The following is a 15,275-nucleotide window of genomic DNA, read 5'->3' as shown; positions in this document are numbered from 1 at the left end:
AACCAACCTGATATTAGTATCGTATTAAAAAATTACCTTTATATCTTTCTTTATTATTACCTCTTATAGTATAATAGTATACTCCGGGAATAAGATCTCTGGTTTCAAAAGTTATTGTGTTTTGATTAGGAACTATACGTTCTTGTCTAACGGTTCTTCCTATAATATCAATAACTGTCATTTCTAATTCATTATGTACACCTGGTACTGTGATCGTAGTTTGATTATTAAATGGGTTAGGATAATTCATTAATCTGATGGTCTCAGGTTGTTCATCCATTACTTGTGCCACTTCATCATTTTCATCATCTCCAGCATCTGGAGTTTCTGGATCAATTTCTGGACTTATACTTTTGGTACTTGTAAATGCTAAATCTGAAACTTCTACATGAAATGGTGCAAAGTTTTGATAATCTCCCTGTATAGAGAATACTACACTTCTTACTTTTTGAAAAGTTTCATTTTCTTTACTACCATTGGTAAAGTCAGAGAACGAGATTGTATGTGTCTTTTTTTCTGAAGCTGCGTAAATTTTATATCTAAGTCTATTATTCCAGTTGGTAAGACCTTCTGTTACCAATATCACTTCGACATCTTTATCATTAAACATTTCGAATTGCAGCGCGTCATAATCAGATATATCTAATGTAAGTTCACCAGCTAAAATATTTCTGAATAGGTTTAATGTTTCTTTTACATTACCCTTTACAATACTATTACGCTCTACGATATATGTATTCTCTTTGGTTTCTTTATCATGTTCTATTACTTCAAAAGTATCAATAGTAACCCCTTGTTGTAAGTAGTCGATACCCCATGGTCCATCGGCCAAATACAATGCATCTAATTGTGGAGAGTTTTCTCCTGTAATCGAGAATCCTATATCAAACAGATATCCTGTATCTATAGTTACCTGCTCGTGATACACTCCGGATAATGTGATTGTTTTTGTAATGTTTTCTTCTGGGGATTGTTCTGTTTTTCTTACGTTTCCATTAAAGTTGATATGGTTTGAACCATGTTTGTTAATAATATTTAACGTCAATTTACCATTAGTGTAAGATCCTTTTTCTACAAATACGGTTGGTACTCGATGACTCACTTTATGACTTCTTAATGGTTTGTCTGTTGTAAACGAATTTAAGATATGATTGGCTATATTGGCTACCTGTGATACTGATCCTCCCCATACCTGGAAGTTTGTATAATCGCCTTCAGGATAGTTTCCGATGTTCCATAAGCTATAGATTTCATTTTCAGAATCACCTTTCTTGATAGAGAACGTCAAGGCATATTCAATTTCTCCAGTAGCTCTTTCAATTCTAGTACTTACGATGGTATGATTTTTTATTTTTACCGTTCGTACATCTAATAATTTAGAACCATTTAATCGATCACATATCGTTTTTGAATGATCATAAATAGAACCCTTTGTCGAGGTAGCTAATGCAGCTGCTACTCTTTTACTTCCTTTATAATAATCTACAGAGAAAATTGCATTTGCGTTGGTGATAGAAATTAGATCTTCTGGGCTAGATACATACGTAGTTTCTGTGCCAAATATTCCTGTTTTTGGGAAATATATACTTAAATCATCCTTGTTACCAGATGTATATGATTTTTTTCCTGGTTGAAATCTTTTTTGTGATTTTTTAGTATTAAAAATTGAATTTGTCTTTGTTCTTGTAAAGTTACGTTTTGCAATTAGGTTTGCTAAATCTCCGTTACTTTCTAACCCACCATCATTAGCAGAAGTTACATCAGTAGCAGTATCAATATCAACATAATTATCGGTAACTATGGCAGTGTATGGACTAGCTGTGATATAGAATAAAGCATCATTAAAATCCTGATCGCAAGAAGCATAATCTCTTCTGATATCTTCAAAACCTAATATGATTCTTTCATTTTCTGGATCAGATAATAATACATTGTGATATCTTAATTCTGGATCGGTTTCTGGATTATAATCAGGATTAGAATGTAATTGCCAGTTTCCTGTTCCTACACAACCATCAGACCAAGCATTGGCTAGTAATACCCACCCTATTCCTGTGTTAGGAGGAAAGCTTCCAATATTTACTTTATCACCAACTTCTAATCCGCCTCCACTTCCAACAGCAGATACATTAGGGAAAATAATAGTAATATCTTCTGGAACAGGCATAGATGGTGATGGATTATTAATGTCATAGGTATAGAAACCTAAAGTGTTTTTATATCCTGCTCCTTCTCCTACAAAAGTTACCCAAATATCAGCTTGTTCTTGAACAACAACATCGGTATCATAGCCTGAAGAAATATAATGTGGATTAAAATCTGGTACAGGGTATCCTTCTGGTAAAGCATCATTAATCATATCTATAGTTTCCTGACTCACTACGTCTTTTTCGTCAAAGTATAATGGGGTACCATCAGAAGAAAAATCTCCTAAGTAATTGTATCTGTCACAAATTTCAGGAATTGGGAAACTGTCTGGGCTTTGTCCTCCATTTTCAGGAGCAAAACTACTTTTTCTTAAGTCAAAACTATCATCTAACCCATCATTATCGTTATCTATTCCAGAAGGGGTTGTTTCTGCCACTCCATCACCATCACTATCATAAGCTTCTGTGCTGTCTAAAATACCGTTATTATCAGAATCAGTATCCAAATGATCATACCCATCTGTACCATCTGTATTTACCGTTCCGTTTGTTGTTCCGCCAAAATCAGTATCAAAAGCATCATCTAACCCATCTTTATCCTCATCAATATTAGAAAGACCAATGTATGCATTACTTTCTTGTCCTTCTATAATATCTACAATTCCATCATTATCAGAATCAATATCATAACAATCATAGATGTTGTCGTTATCTGTATCTAAAGGAATAAAAGTAGTACCTGTTTGATCAGGATCAAAAGAATCAGCTATACCGTCATTATCTGTATCCTGAAAATTAGTGTCAGATCCATTATAAATTCCGTCGTTATTAGTGTCTTTATCTCCTTGACCAGCTTCTACAATATCATAGATCCCATCATTATCTGAATCAATATCTAAGAAATCTGGATTGCCATCACCATCTCTATCAAAGGCGTCTTGTACCACATTGTCTCCATTACCACTTATATCGTTATCCAAATAGTTATACATATCATCACCGTCATCATCTCCATAAGGATCTAGTCCGTTGCATTCTATGGTGTTAGCTATACCGTCGCCATCACAATCTGCATCCATAGAATCCAAAATACCATCTTGATCTTTGTCTAAAGGAGAGATGCCACTAGCACATTTAAATCCGTCATTAGAATTTGTAGTTTCTGTAAGGTTAAGTAACGTAGCCGTTGGGGTGTTACCCTCATAATCATTTATTAAGTATAACCCGCCATTATTATCAGATAAGTATAATCTGTTGTTAGCATCTGCATAGGCAGCACCAAAAGTACCTCTTGGAAGATTACTAACAGTCTTACTAGAAAATACAGGTGTACCAGATGAAAGATCCCATTTGTATAGCTTTCCTCTACTACCTCCATAAATGTTTCCGTTGATAAATGCAATATCCGCACATGTACTGGGAGAGGCTACATCAGCCTCGATCACCTCAAATACCGGAGATGAAGAACCATTGTAATCTTTTAGGTTTGTTATTTTATGAAATGATTTTTTATTATTGTTCTGAAAAACCCAAAGATTACCATCTGTATCTACATCTGCTGCATATCCTCCTCCAAAAGCTGTAGTTCCTGACGGTGTTACTGCACCCAAGTCGATAACCATATCTTTGGCGATTCTTAAAAGGTGTTTATCACTATTTTTAATAGCATATAAATAATTATCTACTACATTATATCCTCCTGCATTATAGGAGGAATAGGTATGTAAAGCATCAGAATATGAACCTGTGATAGGATCATAAGCTTTCATTACACCAGAAATAACCTGATAGAAATTACCTTCGTTACAATCAAAAGGCTGTTGAGCAAAGCCCAATGCTCCAAAACATAAAATCAAAAGAGTAATAATTTTTTTCATAGCGGTATAGTTTAAGTTTTCAGATGGTTAAAATTAATCTATACTTGTGCCTGATCATGGAGTTATTCGATCAGAGGTAATTTACTGTAGGTGAATGGATTTTGTATCAGGTTGTATCTGTCTATAGTATTATTGTACAGATTGATAAGAGTATTGTTTCAGATTATTTTTATACTATTCTGAGACCATTATATAATCATCTGTCAATATTTATTTCTATTTTTAACAAATCATGAAAAAAATGACGATCTATATAGTATGGTCAATTTAAATTTTTTATGACTAAATTTTGTTTTAGCTATGAGTGGAATTATGATTATTGTTTTTATTGTTTTAGGTGGTGTTATCCTGTTGTTTTTGGCAGGGATTTCTATTTATAATAGTTTAGTTACTAAAAAGAACCTTATGGAAGAAGGATGGAGTAGTATTGATGTTTTTCTAAAAAAAAGAAATGACTTAATACCTAATTTGATGGAAACCGTTAAAGGGTATGCAAGTCATGAAAAAGAGCTTTTTGAAAACGTTACTGCGTCGAGAAACTTAGTTCAGAATGCTAATACGGTATCTGATCAGGGTAATGCAGAAAATGCACTAAAAAATTCTATGATGAATCTTTTTGCAATTGCAGAAAATTATCCAGAATTAAAAGCAAATCAGAATTTTATCGAAATGCAAAATGAATTAAGTGCTATTGAAGAAGAGATTGAGATGGCTCGTCGATATTATAACGGTACCGTAAAAGAGAATAATATAGCAATAGAAAGTTTTCCTTCTAATATTATTTCAAATATGTTCAACTTTAATAAGGGAACTTTTTTTGAAATCAAGGAAACATCACAGCGAGAGCCAACAAAAGTATCTTTTTAGATGATGTTAAATGTTTATGCTGCTTATGATGTATTTCCTAGTTCTAAAGGATCATCTACACATATAAAAGAAATGATATCTGAGTTATCGACACATGGGGATGAACTTAGATTATTATGTCTAAGGGGAAATGATAAGCTTCCCGCAGTACAAAAGCACGAAAATATCTTAATCAAGAGGTACTATTCTAATGAAAGATTAAATTATTTAGAAAAAGCCTCTCTGTTCTCTGAAGAAATATTTTTAGAAATTGAAAGAAATAAAAATAATATAGAAATAGCCCATTTCAGAGATATATGGAGTGGTATGGGAATCATAGCTCATAAAAATATCAAGTCAGTTTTTGAAGTTAATGCACTTACTTCAATAGAATTGCCTTATCGATACCCCAATCTTACAGATGATTTTCTAAGTAAACTTAGGTTTTTAGAACAAAAATGTCTCACAAATTCAGATGTCATTATTACACCTTCATATACAACAAAAAAGCTGTTAGTGTCTGAGTATAATGTTCTTGAAGATAAGATTAAAGTGATTCCTAACGGAGCATATATTCCTGAGTCTTTTGAAAGACCAAATGACGCTCCAGATAACTATATCATTTATTTTGGAGCTTTACAACGATGGCAGGGAATAGAAGTGCTTTTAAAAGCGATGACTTTTTTACAGGACTACGAAGATTTAAAATTAGTGATTTGCTCATCTGTAAAAGAAAAAGCGTTTAAACCATTACAAAAACTAATAGAAAAATTAGAAATTAACGAACGCGTTATAGTAAAGTCAAAATTACAAAGAGAAGAACTTTATAATTATATACATTTCGCAAAATTATCAATAGCCCCTTTAAAAGCATGCAATAGAAATATTATTCAAGGCTGTAATCCTTTAAAAATATTAGAATCTATGGCTTGCGGAACTACGATTGTAGCATCAGATTTACCTGTAGTAAGAGAACTTGTATCTGACAAAGAAGCGATGTTAGTAGAACCAGACAGGGAGTTAGATCTAGCTCGATGTATCCGTTTTTTACTGGATACTCCAGAAGAGCGTATAGCTTTGTCAGATAGAGCATTAAAGAAAATGAAAGAGGAGTTTACCTGGCAAATACAAGTAAAAAAGTTAAACCAAGTGTATGAGGATTTAAGAAATTAATATGAATAAACAAGGATCTGTTTTAACTGCCGAACAATTTAGTGGAGCTCCTATAGAAAGAGCACATTTACATAGGGGCTTTACATCAAAAAAGACACCATTAAAATGGATTCGTTTTTTTAGAGCTTGTGTATTACAAAGAGAACATGCAAATAATAAAAAGAAAAAAGAAATTAAAAAAATATGGATTGGGGCAGTATCATTAATTGTTCTTGGGTTTATAATTAATTATTTTTATTATTTTCCCGTAGTCATATTGATTATAGCGAGCATAGGTGGTGGAATACTACTTACTGTAAATGTTAATAGTAAGTTTAGGAAAAAATATACAGACGGGTTTGATTTTTTTTCAGATTATTTTTCTGCTTTTTTTACATTAATAGAAGAGGATTTACAACCTCAATCCAGAATTTCGTTAGAAGCTAATGTAAAAAACACAATGCAATCCACAAATTTGGTAAAACAAGAAAAACATGAGGCAAACACTTCTGGGTTCATTTCGGGAAGTAATTATTATTATGAAAAAGAGATTAGTAAAGGATCTTGCTTTTTAAGTGACGGATGCATGCTTTCCTTTAATTTTACAGAACGATTAAGAAATCGTATTATTACCAAAAGAGGGAGTGTAAGTGGTAAACGAAAAACAAAACGGAAGTATAAATCGGTATATCCTTTTGTATTAAAAATGAAAATTCCAAAAACAAAATATATACTTAAAAAAGAGGTGGATAAGTCTAATATACAGTTAGCAGAAGACACAGACTTTTATATTGTTAAAACCACTAGAAAATTTGATATTAAAAATGAACACCCAGAAAAATATCAACCGTATTCATCAAGCTCTATAGAGATGTTTTCTTCTGATTATTTTGCTTTAGAATTAATTAATTTGATAAACGTAAGTTATAGTTGTGTAACTCCAAGAGTGTAAACCTATATGGAAGAAAGAAAAAATTGCGAAGAGACTATCGGGTTATTTGTTTTACGAGCATGTGATACAACAATGGTTCATAATTGTAAAAGATGTGATAAACCCATATGTAATATTCATGCATTTAAGCCTTTAGAGAATACTAATGCAGAGATAGGAGCACAAAACTTATGTTTAACGTGTTTTACAGAGCAAGACACAAGATTAACCAAAGATATTGAGTTATACTCGAAAGACCGATATGTGTGGCGTAGAAAAATGATAGAACGTTTTCATAAAGAATATGAGTATATGACCTTTATTGCAGAGGATTATGGAGGACTATTTATGGTTGATGACTATTATGATAATTATGATGATACCGATGATGGAACTTCTTATTTTGATAGCTAAATGAGCCTTCTTTTTATTACTCAACATTATCACCCTAGCAAAGGAGGGATGGCAGAATCTTGCGATCGATTAATTCGTAATTTCAGAAAGCATAAGGTAGATGTTCACGTCATTCACTTTACAAATAGAAGAAAAAAGTTTTACACAGAAGCTGCTGTACAAGGAAGTTATTCTGCGGTACCAGTTTATAATTCAGAAGAGTTTACGCTTAATCTAGCTTCTCAATTTATAGAAGGATTATCCATATTAAGTGATATAAAATATGTTGTTGCGTTTGGCGGACATCTGCCTATTGTTTTAGGACCAATTATTTCAAAATGGATAGATAAACCATTAATTACTCTAATTAGAGGTAATGATTTTGATGAAGCAATTTTTTCTAAGAGACGCGAAGCTTTGTTATATACATTAAAACAATCTAAATTTATTTTCACAGTTACCGATGAGAAAAGAGATAAAATTGTTAAACTAATACAACATCCAAATGTGTATTTTACGCATAATGGGATTAATTGTAAACTATGGGAACCTGGTAATAGTCAATTAATACAGATTGATGCATTAAAAAAGAATTCTGAGGAAAGAAAACGAATTGTTATCGTTGGACAATTAAAAGCCAAAAAGGGGATATTAGAATTTTCAACTACTTTTTCTTCTTTTAGTAATAAAGAAGAATATGAAATTTGGATGGTTGGTGATATAGAAGAGTCTGTCAAGGAATACATTAATCAACTCGATATTAAAGTATGTTTTTTTTCATTTGTAAATAAAAATAAATTAATAATCTTTTATCATGCGGCAGATATTATTTTAATCCCTTCTTTTTATGATGGAATGCCAAATGTATTATTAGAAGCGGGAGCTTCAAAAAATGTGGTTATTGCCTCAAGAGTTGGAGGCATAAAAGATGTAATCGAGCATGAAAAAGATGGCTTTTTATTTAATCCATTACAACCTTCGAGTCTTCTAGAAGTGCTCATGAAAGTACATAAATTAGATTCAGAAGCAAAAGCTGAAATTTCTAATCGTTTATTTAACAAAATAAACAATGAATATACCGAAGAAAAAGAGATCATAAATTATTTAACTAAACTGCAATTATGAAAAAGATATATACTGTAGCATTACTTTGCTTATTGTTAATCGCAAGTAGCTGTAAAACAAATACCGAAAATAATACATCAAAAGAGACCGAAGCAAACCATGTTGTAGAAACAACTAATGTTGATGCTCAAATGGTTATTTCGACAACAACAGGAGAAAAAATAGGAGGATTTACTCTGGATCCCTTAACGATTTATGCAGGAGGAAATAAGCATACAAGCAAGAACAAACCTGATAAGCATAAGTTTTATACCAACGGGTCAATGGTGTATGAAGTTAAGTTTAAAAGTGAAGGTTTTAAATTAAGAGATAAAAATTCAGAGTTATTATGGAAAATTAAAATATATCCAGATAAAATTAAGATATCAAACAATGAAGAAAATGAAAATGCTTTTGAAATCAAGAGATACGAAGATAAAATCAAAATAAAGCGTAATGAAGAAGAGCTGTACGCTATCCAATTAGGTTCTTCCTCGGTTATTATCAATGATGAAGCGCTATACCAATTGTCTTCTGATCAGGATAGCTATGCATACGCCATTTTGGCTATAAAAGAAATCCCAGAAGATCAAAAAATATTCATTCTTGCAGAATTGTTGTCACAGCTACAATGATCTTATTTTATGTATATGGATCTGGATTAGGACACCTTAATAGAATACTTAGTTATATCAAGATTAGAAAAATAGAACTTTCATCTTGTATTATTCTAACCAATTCGCAGCATAAAAAATTTCTTCCGCAAGAAATAAAAATGATGTGTTATCCAGATTCTTTTTTTAAGGATCATGAGTTGTTTTTTAGTACACTTATTCGATGTATTGAAAAGTATGCTATCTATGAACTTGTAGTTGATGTTTTTCCATGTGGTTTTTATGGAGAACTTAGTATTCTAGATAGAGTTAATGTAAAAAAAACAATAGTAACTCGTATTCTTAAAACATCTTATTTTGATAAATATAGTTGTCCTCATTATGACGATTTAATTTTACTAGAAAAGGGAATTGAGCTTGATTATTATAAGTGTTCAAATCTGATATACCTATCTATTCAGGAAGGTTTTGAATATTCAAAACAAAAACTACCATTAAAAGAACCATTCTTTTTTATTATTCATTCTGAACCTAAAGAAGAAGTGATTCAATTGTATAAACTGGCGCAGTTATATCAAAAAAACAATGAACATATTTATATTCAAACATTCAGTAAAATAACTGAATTTGATGAAGAAGATGTGACTTTTATTTTTTCTGAAAAACCAATTCTACCTTTACTTGAACGTTCTGTAAAAATTTTTACAGCTTGTGGATTTAATACTTTTTTTGCAACACAAGACTATCGTCAAAAACAACATTTTTTACCCTTTAAAAGAAGGTTTGACGATCAATTTAAAAGAAAAAAATACAATCCATTATAACAAGTTTAATCTTCTCATGAGTTCAGGTCGATTTGATCGACTTACTGGGATTACATCTTTAGCAATAAGGACACTATTATCTTCTATATCAATGATTTTTTTGATATTGATAATGTAGGAACGATGTACTTTTAAAAAAAGGTCATCAGGTAATTTTTCTTCAATCTTTTTTAATGTAGAATGAACCGTATAATTCTGTTTTTCAGTTTTAATTAGGATATAATCTCCTTTTGCCTCAATTACATTAATAGTGGGAATATTAATTTTAATTAATCTTCTATCGATATTAATATAGAGTTCATTTTCTTCAGAAGTAGGGTTTAAAGAAGACTCCGTTTTTGTTTCAACTTTTGCCGAAACAGTAGCGTTTTCAGCTTTTTGAATTGCTTTAAGAAAACGAGGTAACGTTATTGGTTTTACCAAATAATCTACAATACAGTCATATTCAAAAGCTTCTAGAGCAAAATTCTTGTCAGAGGTCGTTAAAATAATTTTTGGAGGGTTTTTTAGTGTATCAATAAAATCAAAACCGGTAAAATCAGGCATGTGGATATCCAGAAATATAAGATCAACTTCTTCTTTATTTAAAAATTTTATAGCCTGAATTGCATTAGGAAAATCCTGAATTACATGTAATTCATCAACTTGCGAACAAAGTTGTTGAATAATAGCTCTTGCAGTTTCTTCATCATCAATAATAATACAATTCATATGATTTTGATTTTTAAATAGTTTTAAGAAATTGTTCTATGGATTCTAAAATTAACATAAATTTTGAATATAATGAAGGATCATTATCTTTTAGTCCCTCTTCAAAATTTATTGCAGTCTGGTAACCTTCTTCATATCCAAACATACCAATTTTGTGTTTTAGTTTATGTACATTTTCTGCTGCTTTACTATAAGCATTTGTTGTATAGTTGTTAAGGAATTCTTTTTTTTCTTCAGGAAATTCTCGTTTTACGATTCCTATTAACTTTTGTTCGAAAACAGCTGAACCGGCAGCTAGTTCTTTGATATATATAAGGTTAGGGATTTCGCTCATTTCTTATTTTTTTAATGTAAAATAAAAAGTAGTACCAATCCCTTTTTCTGATTCTATCCAGATTTCACCATTATAAAATTCCACTATCTTCTTCACAATCGATAATCCAATACCTGTTGAAACTTTTTTGTCATCAAGAGTTTGAAATATTTCAAATATCTTGTTATGGTATTTTTTAAGAATTCCTTTACCGTTATCTTGAATACCAAATTTCCAGAAATCAGGAAGTTCTTCAAAAAGAACTTCGATCTCTCCTTTTTCCTTATCAATTGCATGTATGGCATTATTAATCAAATTCTGAAATATTTGTTTTATTCTAGAGGGATCTGCATGTATAATAGGAAGCGTATTGGGAATGCTAATAGTAATATGATCTGATATCGGTATTAAGTTTATGATTCCTTCAATTAAATCAATCATATTAATATCAGATTCTAGATTTCTTGCTTTATCATCAATAACAGAATATTCTAAAATTCCGCTGATTAGATTATCCATTTTTTCAATGTTTTGATCAATCAAATTAAGATTATTTTCTGTTGTGGTTTCAAGTTTCCCTTGATTGTCTTCTTTTATCCAGGTAATTAGTGTATTAATACTCCTAAGAGGAGATTTTAAATCATGAGAGACCACATGCGCATAATCATTAAGTTCTTTGTTACTTTTTTCAAGATCTTTGAGTAGTAATTCTCTCTGTTTTTCTACTTCCGAAATTTGATTTGCTTGTTCTTCTATTAATGTTGCAAGTTCTATTCCGGTGAGCTCTTCTCCTTGATGATCTCCTTTTTGTTTTTTGAATGTTAATAATTGTAAAGTTTTGGTTGCGTCGGTTAGTCTGGTAATCACTTTTTTTTGTCGTTCTGCTTCTTGTTGGAGTTTTTGATTAGCCTCAAATAACTCCTGAGAGCTTATAGACATAGCTCTTTGCAACATGCTAAATTGATCTTCAAAATTATGATAAGATTTATCAATAGCACTAAGGAATTTTTCCATGTCCAGAAACTCTTTGGTGTCTGGATCGATATTCAAGAATTTTCTAATTTGTCTTACTAATAATGAATGCATATTATTCACTAAATAGGGTTAATGTCATAGTTTGATTATGTAATTCACAATTTACGTTTCCCGAAAAAGGAGCCAATTCGCCATAAGAATAAAACCCAGCTATAGTAGATTGAGAGCCAATATGCTCCATGACTTCTTCTATCTCTTCTTCTACACGTTGATCCATAACTAATTTTCGACCTATACAGCTAACTAATAATGCTAATTCTGGTTTGTTTTTTCTGTTTTCCATACCTATTTCTGCTGCTCTTAATGCACCATCAACAATATGATCAATATTTGCCATCATCAATTGCACGACAGATCCTTCGGGAACATCACCAGCTAGTATCATAGCATTAGCTTCTTCATTAATGGTGAGGATAGTCCTTACAATAGACTCTTTTTTATCCTTTGATTTTACACTAAGAGGGTATAGTAATGCAGATTGAGGGAGCTCTGCAGCTTTATCGCCTAAATATTTTTTATATAAGTCTAAAGCAGGTTGATTGTCTAATTCGTAGAGAATATTTTGTTCAGACTTCGTAATAATTCGTTCTGGTCCAAATGGTGTCCAGCCACCATATTGAGCAAAACTAATTTCTAGAGACTCCCCATAAAATGCAATTAACACAACTTCACCTTCTTTTGGGTTTTCGTTATAACTAGCAAGGGTTTTTTCAAATCTCGAATCATCTCCGCACAAACCACCAGTTATAGCAATTTCGTCATGCATTGTTTCTAGACCTTCTATCAAAGCAGAGCCATTGATAAAACTCCCTTCTGAAACAATGAAAATATGCTTTAAACCTTGTTTGGGAACTTTTTTAATAAGTTTACGACCTATTTGTATAGCATCTTTGTTGTTATCCAAACTGTTTTCACGAAATATTGAATAGGTGCTTTTTTCAAATTCTATAGCGGTTAATGTTATTGATTCATCAAGAACATTTCCTCCTATGATTTCTCCAGCAGTAGAACCAAAAATGATTTCTCCATCAGGAAATAAATCTTTAACTTCTTGATAAATACTCTCTTTTTCTAATGCGTATCGATTTCCAAAAACTAAAACTAAAGGCTTTTTTAGTTTTGGTTGCGTATGATCTTTAATAGTCCACGTTTGGTTTTTTTTCTTTTCAAATTGTTGAAATTTCATAAGACTTATTTTTTTAGTGTAAAGTAAAATGTAGTACCTATATCAGGAGTACTTTCCAGCCATATCTTTCCTTCATATAAATCCACTATCTTTTTGACTATAGCAAGTCCTATTCCTGAAGAATTTTCATTATCTCCAACAGATTCAAACATTTTGAATATTTTTTCATGATATTCCTTTTTGATTCCAATACCATTATCTTTTATAGAAAAAAGATGGTGCGTTTTTTTATCCTTATGGTCTATTTCTATTTCCCCTTTTTCTTTATCCATATAAATTACAGCATTACCAATTAGGTTTTGAAAAAGTTGTTGTATTCTTATCTCATCTCCATATATAATAGGTAACTGTTTTTTGCTATAAACCACAATGTGTTCTGGAATTAGTACAATGCTTTTGATTTCATTTATGAGTCTATTAAGATCGATGTCTTTGCTTTTGAGGTTGTCTTTATTACTTACACTAGAATAACTAAGGATATCATTGATTAAGACTTCCATTTTTTCTAGTGTTTTTTCTATCATAGAAAGATGATCAAGTCCGCTCTTATCAAAGACAGTACTATAATCTTCCTTAATCCAATTCACAAGAGCATAAATGCTTCTCAATGGTGATTTTAGATCATGAGATACAATATGTGCATAATCTTTAAGCTCTTGGTTAGTTTTTTCGAGATCGGTTACCAACTTTTCTCTTTGTTTTTCAAACTCTAACTGCTCTGTAATATCCTCTATTAGTGCAACCTGATATTTTACACTTCCATTATGATTACGAACAGCGCCTACATTCGTTTTTGCCCAAAGTGTATTTCCGTCTTTTTTGAGATATCTTTTATTTACTGTAAAACTATCAATCTCTCCATCATTTACTCGTTTCATATTATCTTCAGAAGCAACATATTCATCTTTTAAAGAAATATCTTTCACTTCCTTTTTTACGAGTTCTTTTTCAGAATATCCCAGTAAATTTTGAAAAGCTTTATTGGTTTGAATTATTTTACCTCCCTGAGTAAGCGCAATACCAAGAGATGAATTCTCGACAATAACAGATAATTGTTTTTTTTGTTCTTCAAATATCTGTTTCTGCAGAAGTTCTTCAGTAATGTCTCTTACAATTCCTTGAGCTCCTATAGGGTTTTTGTTTTTATCTTTAATTATACTTGCATTAATATGTACGGTTCTAATACCATTATTTTTTGTATATACTCTGGCTTGGTAATTAGAAAAAGAACCTTTAGTGATAAGTTCTTGAAAAGAGTTCATGGCGTATTGATAATCTTCTTTGTAGATAAGAGTCATGACATTTAGAGTGTCCTTACTGATATCATATCCAAATAATTGATTGGCAGCATGATTCATTTCTAGTACATTGCCTGATATATCCATCAATACATAGGCGTCTACTAAGTTGTCAAAAACACCTTGTAATTCAGACTCTTTTTTGCCTACTAGGTACTCTAGTTTCTCATTAGTCTCTTTTAATTCCTGGGTGATTTGGTAGAGTTCTAGTGATTTATCTTCTAGAATATTTTCTGCTTGTTTTCTAGCAGCTTTTTCTCTTTGAAGGGCTCTTTTTAGTATGTCTACATCTTCATTACTCATTTGTTTTTACAATGCTAAATTTTACTTCCGTTCCATCTGATTTGAGTTTTTCGAAGGTAATCTTTGCAGTAGTGTCAAAGTGTTCAAAAGTTTTGTTCATTAGCCCCAATCCAAAACTATACATGGCTCTACTTGATTTATAAATCATGACCAATTTGGTGTCAGTTTTTTCTAATACTTCAAAGGTTGGTAGTTCGGCGTCAGGGTATATTTTTCGAACTTCTACATGTATATGGTTCTCGATAGAGGATAAAAGTTCTATAGGATCGTTGTATTTTTCGATCAAACCGGGATAACTACCTGCTAAAACGCTAAAAAAATGTTCTGCATAGACAAGAAGCAAGTCATCTATGCTCAATTGGGTATGTTCACTTAAATGTTTAAGTAAACCTAACATTTCAGAGAAATCATAGGTGCCGATTGCAGTGTAGACTCCTTGAGATGGAAGGTTGGATTGTTGTATGATTTTATCAACGACTTCTAGTCCGAATTTATCTTCTACTAACTCTAAAAATTCAGTAAATACAATACCCTTCATATA

At 31.4% G+C, this 15,275-nt stretch carries 14 protein-coding genes; 7 read left to right on the top strand and 7 right to left on the bottom strand.

Annotated elements, in window-relative coordinates:
- Positions 1-13 precede the first annotated feature (13 nt).
- Positions 14-4,024, bottom strand: a complete 4,011-nt coding sequence (locus tag DK442_RS00910; protein ID WP_109433962.1) for a DUF4114 domain-containing protein — start codon at positions 4,022-4,024, stop codon at positions 14-16.
- A gap of 300 nt (positions 4,025-4,324) precedes the next feature.
- On the opposite strand from DK442_RS00910, the gene DK442_RS00905 reads away from it, so the two are divergent.
- From DK442_RS00905 to DK442_RS00875, 7 genes are read left to right on the top strand one after another with little or no spacing between them, the layout of a single operon-like run.
- Positions 4,325-4,891: a LemA family protein gene (locus DK442_RS00905; RefSeq protein WP_235010876.1), complete on the top strand. Its 567-nt coding sequence runs from the start codon at positions 4,325-4,327 to the stop codon at positions 4,889-4,891.
- Positions 4,892-6,043, top strand: a complete 1,152-nt coding sequence (locus DK442_RS00900) for a glycosyltransferase family 4 protein (protein WP_109433961.1) — start codon at positions 4,892-4,894, stop codon at positions 6,041-6,043.
- A 1-nt stretch (position 6,044) separates the two neighbouring features.
- The gene (locus tag DK442_RS00895; protein ID WP_109433960.1) at positions 6,045-6,974 is read left to right on the top strand and encodes a hypothetical protein; all 930 of its coding nucleotides are present in this window, start codon (positions 6,045-6,047) and stop codon (positions 6,972-6,974) included.
- Between the two features lie 6 nt (positions 6,975-6,980).
- A complete protein-coding gene (locus tag DK442_RS00890; protein WP_109433959.1) occupies positions 6,981-7,367 on the top strand; it encodes a hypothetical protein in 387 nt (128 codons plus the stop codon).
- The gene (locus DK442_RS00885) at positions 7,368-8,471 is read left to right on the top strand and encodes a glycosyltransferase family 4 protein (protein WP_109433958.1); all 1,104 of its coding nucleotides are present in this window, start codon (positions 7,368-7,370) and stop codon (positions 8,469-8,471) included. It begins immediately after the preceding gene.
- Complete coding sequence (locus DK442_RS00880; protein ID WP_109433957.1) at positions 8,468-9,085, top strand: hypothetical protein; 618 nt, start codon at positions 8,468-8,470, stop codon at positions 9,083-9,085. The genes DK442_RS00885 and DK442_RS00880 overlap by 4 nt, the downstream gene beginning before the upstream one ends.
- Complete coding sequence (locus tag DK442_RS00875) at positions 9,082-9,888, top strand: hypothetical protein (protein ID WP_109433956.1); 807 nt, start codon at positions 9,082-9,084, stop codon at positions 9,886-9,888. The genes DK442_RS00880 and DK442_RS00875 overlap by 4 nt, the downstream gene beginning before the upstream one ends.
- Here DK442_RS00875 and DK442_RS00870 read toward each other — a convergent pair.
- From DK442_RS00870 to DK442_RS00845, 6 genes are read right to left on the bottom strand one after another with little or no spacing between them, the layout of a single operon-like run.
- A complete protein-coding gene (locus DK442_RS00870) occupies positions 9,883-10,599 on the bottom strand; it encodes a LytTR family DNA-binding domain-containing protein (protein WP_109433955.1) in 717 nt (238 codons plus the stop codon). The two genes, DK442_RS00875 and DK442_RS00870, sit on opposite strands and share 6 nt — an antisense overlap.
- A gap of 13 nt (positions 10,600-10,612) precedes the next feature.
- Positions 10,613-10,933: an Hpt domain-containing protein gene (locus DK442_RS00865; protein ID WP_109433954.1), complete on the bottom strand. Its 321-nt coding sequence runs from the start codon at positions 10,931-10,933 to the stop codon at positions 10,613-10,615.
- 3 nt (positions 10,934-10,936) lie between these two features.
- Positions 10,937-11,998, bottom strand: a complete 1,062-nt coding sequence (locus DK442_RS00860; RefSeq protein WP_109433953.1) for an ATP-binding protein — start codon at positions 11,996-11,998, stop codon at positions 10,937-10,939.
- 1 nt (position 11,999) lies between these two features.
- Entirely contained in the window at positions 12,000-13,133 is a 1,134-nt protein-coding gene (locus tag DK442_RS00855) for an FIST signal transduction protein (protein WP_109433952.1), read from the bottom strand.
- Between the two features lie 5 nt (positions 13,134-13,138).
- Positions 13,139-14,734 (bottom strand): PAS domain S-box protein, encoded by a 1,596-nt coding sequence (locus DK442_RS00850; protein ID WP_109433951.1) that lies wholly within the window; start codon positions 14,732-14,734, stop codon positions 13,139-13,141.
- Positions 14,727-15,272: a heme NO-binding domain-containing protein gene (locus DK442_RS00845; protein ID WP_109433950.1), complete on the bottom strand. Its 546-nt coding sequence runs from the start codon at positions 15,270-15,272 to the stop codon at positions 14,727-14,729. The genes DK442_RS00850 and DK442_RS00845 overlap by 8 nt, the downstream gene beginning before the upstream one ends.
- Positions 15,273-15,275 lie beyond the last annotated feature (3 nt).

The sequence above is a fragment of the Aquimarina sp. AU119 genome (assembly GCF_900312735.1).
GTDB lineage: Bacteria > Bacteroidota > Bacteroidia > Flavobacteriales > Flavobacteriaceae > Aquimarina > Aquimarina algiphila.
The sequence above is the reverse complement of the archived record's forward strand: the minus strand, read 5'-3'. Positions and strand labels throughout refer to the sequence as shown.

What these genes read in the sequence shown, in the direction of transcription:
- DK442_RS00910 (WP_109433962.1), bottom strand. Translation starts at nt 4,024, where the DNA reads ATGAAAAAAATTATTACTCTTTTGATTTTATGTTTTGGAGCATTGGGC.
- DK442_RS00905 (WP_235010876.1), top strand. Translation starts at nt 4,325, where the DNA reads ATGAGTGGAATTATGATTATTGTTTTTATTGTTTTAGGTGGTGTTATC.
- DK442_RS00900 (WP_109433961.1), top strand. Translation starts at nt 4,892, where the DNA reads ATGATGTTAAATGTTTATGCTGCTTATGATGTATTTCCTAGTTCTAAA.
- DK442_RS00895 (WP_109433960.1), top strand. Translation starts at nt 6,045, where the DNA reads ATGAATAAACAAGGATCTGTTTTAACTGCCGAACAATTTAGTGGAGCT.
- DK442_RS00890 (WP_109433959.1), top strand. Translation starts at nt 6,981, where the DNA reads ATGGAAGAAAGAAAAAATTGCGAAGAGACTATCGGGTTATTTGTTTTA.
- DK442_RS00885 (WP_109433958.1), top strand. Translation starts at nt 7,368, where the DNA reads ATGAGCCTTCTTTTTATTACTCAACATTATCACCCTAGCAAAGGAGGG.
- DK442_RS00880 (WP_109433957.1), top strand. Translation starts at nt 8,468, where the DNA reads ATGAAAAAGATATATACTGTAGCATTACTTTGCTTATTGTTAATCGCA.
- DK442_RS00875 (WP_109433956.1), top strand. Translation starts at nt 9,082, where the DNA reads ATGATCTTATTTTATGTATATGGATCTGGATTAGGACACCTTAATAGA.
- DK442_RS00870 (WP_109433955.1), bottom strand. Translation starts at nt 10,599, where the DNA reads ATGAATTGTATTATTATTGATGATGAAGAAACTGCAAGAGCTATTATT.
- DK442_RS00865 (WP_109433954.1), bottom strand. Translation starts at nt 10,933, where the DNA reads ATGAGCGAAATCCCTAACCTTATATATATCAAAGAACTAGCTGCCGGT.
- DK442_RS00860 (WP_109433953.1), bottom strand. Translation starts at nt 11,998, where the DNA reads ATGCATTCATTATTAGTAAGACAAATTAGAAAATTCTTGAATATCGAT.
- DK442_RS00855 (WP_109433952.1), bottom strand. Translation starts at nt 13,133, where the DNA reads ATGAAATTTCAACAATTTGAAAAGAAAAAAAACCAAACGTGGACTATT.
- DK442_RS00850 (WP_109433951.1), bottom strand. Translation starts at nt 14,734, where the DNA reads ATGAGTAATGAAGATGTAGACATACTAAAAAGAGCCCTTCAAAGAGAA.
- DK442_RS00845 (WP_109433950.1), bottom strand. Translation starts at nt 15,272, where the DNA reads ATGAAGGGTATTGTATTTACTGAATTTTTAGAGTTAGTAGAAGATAAA.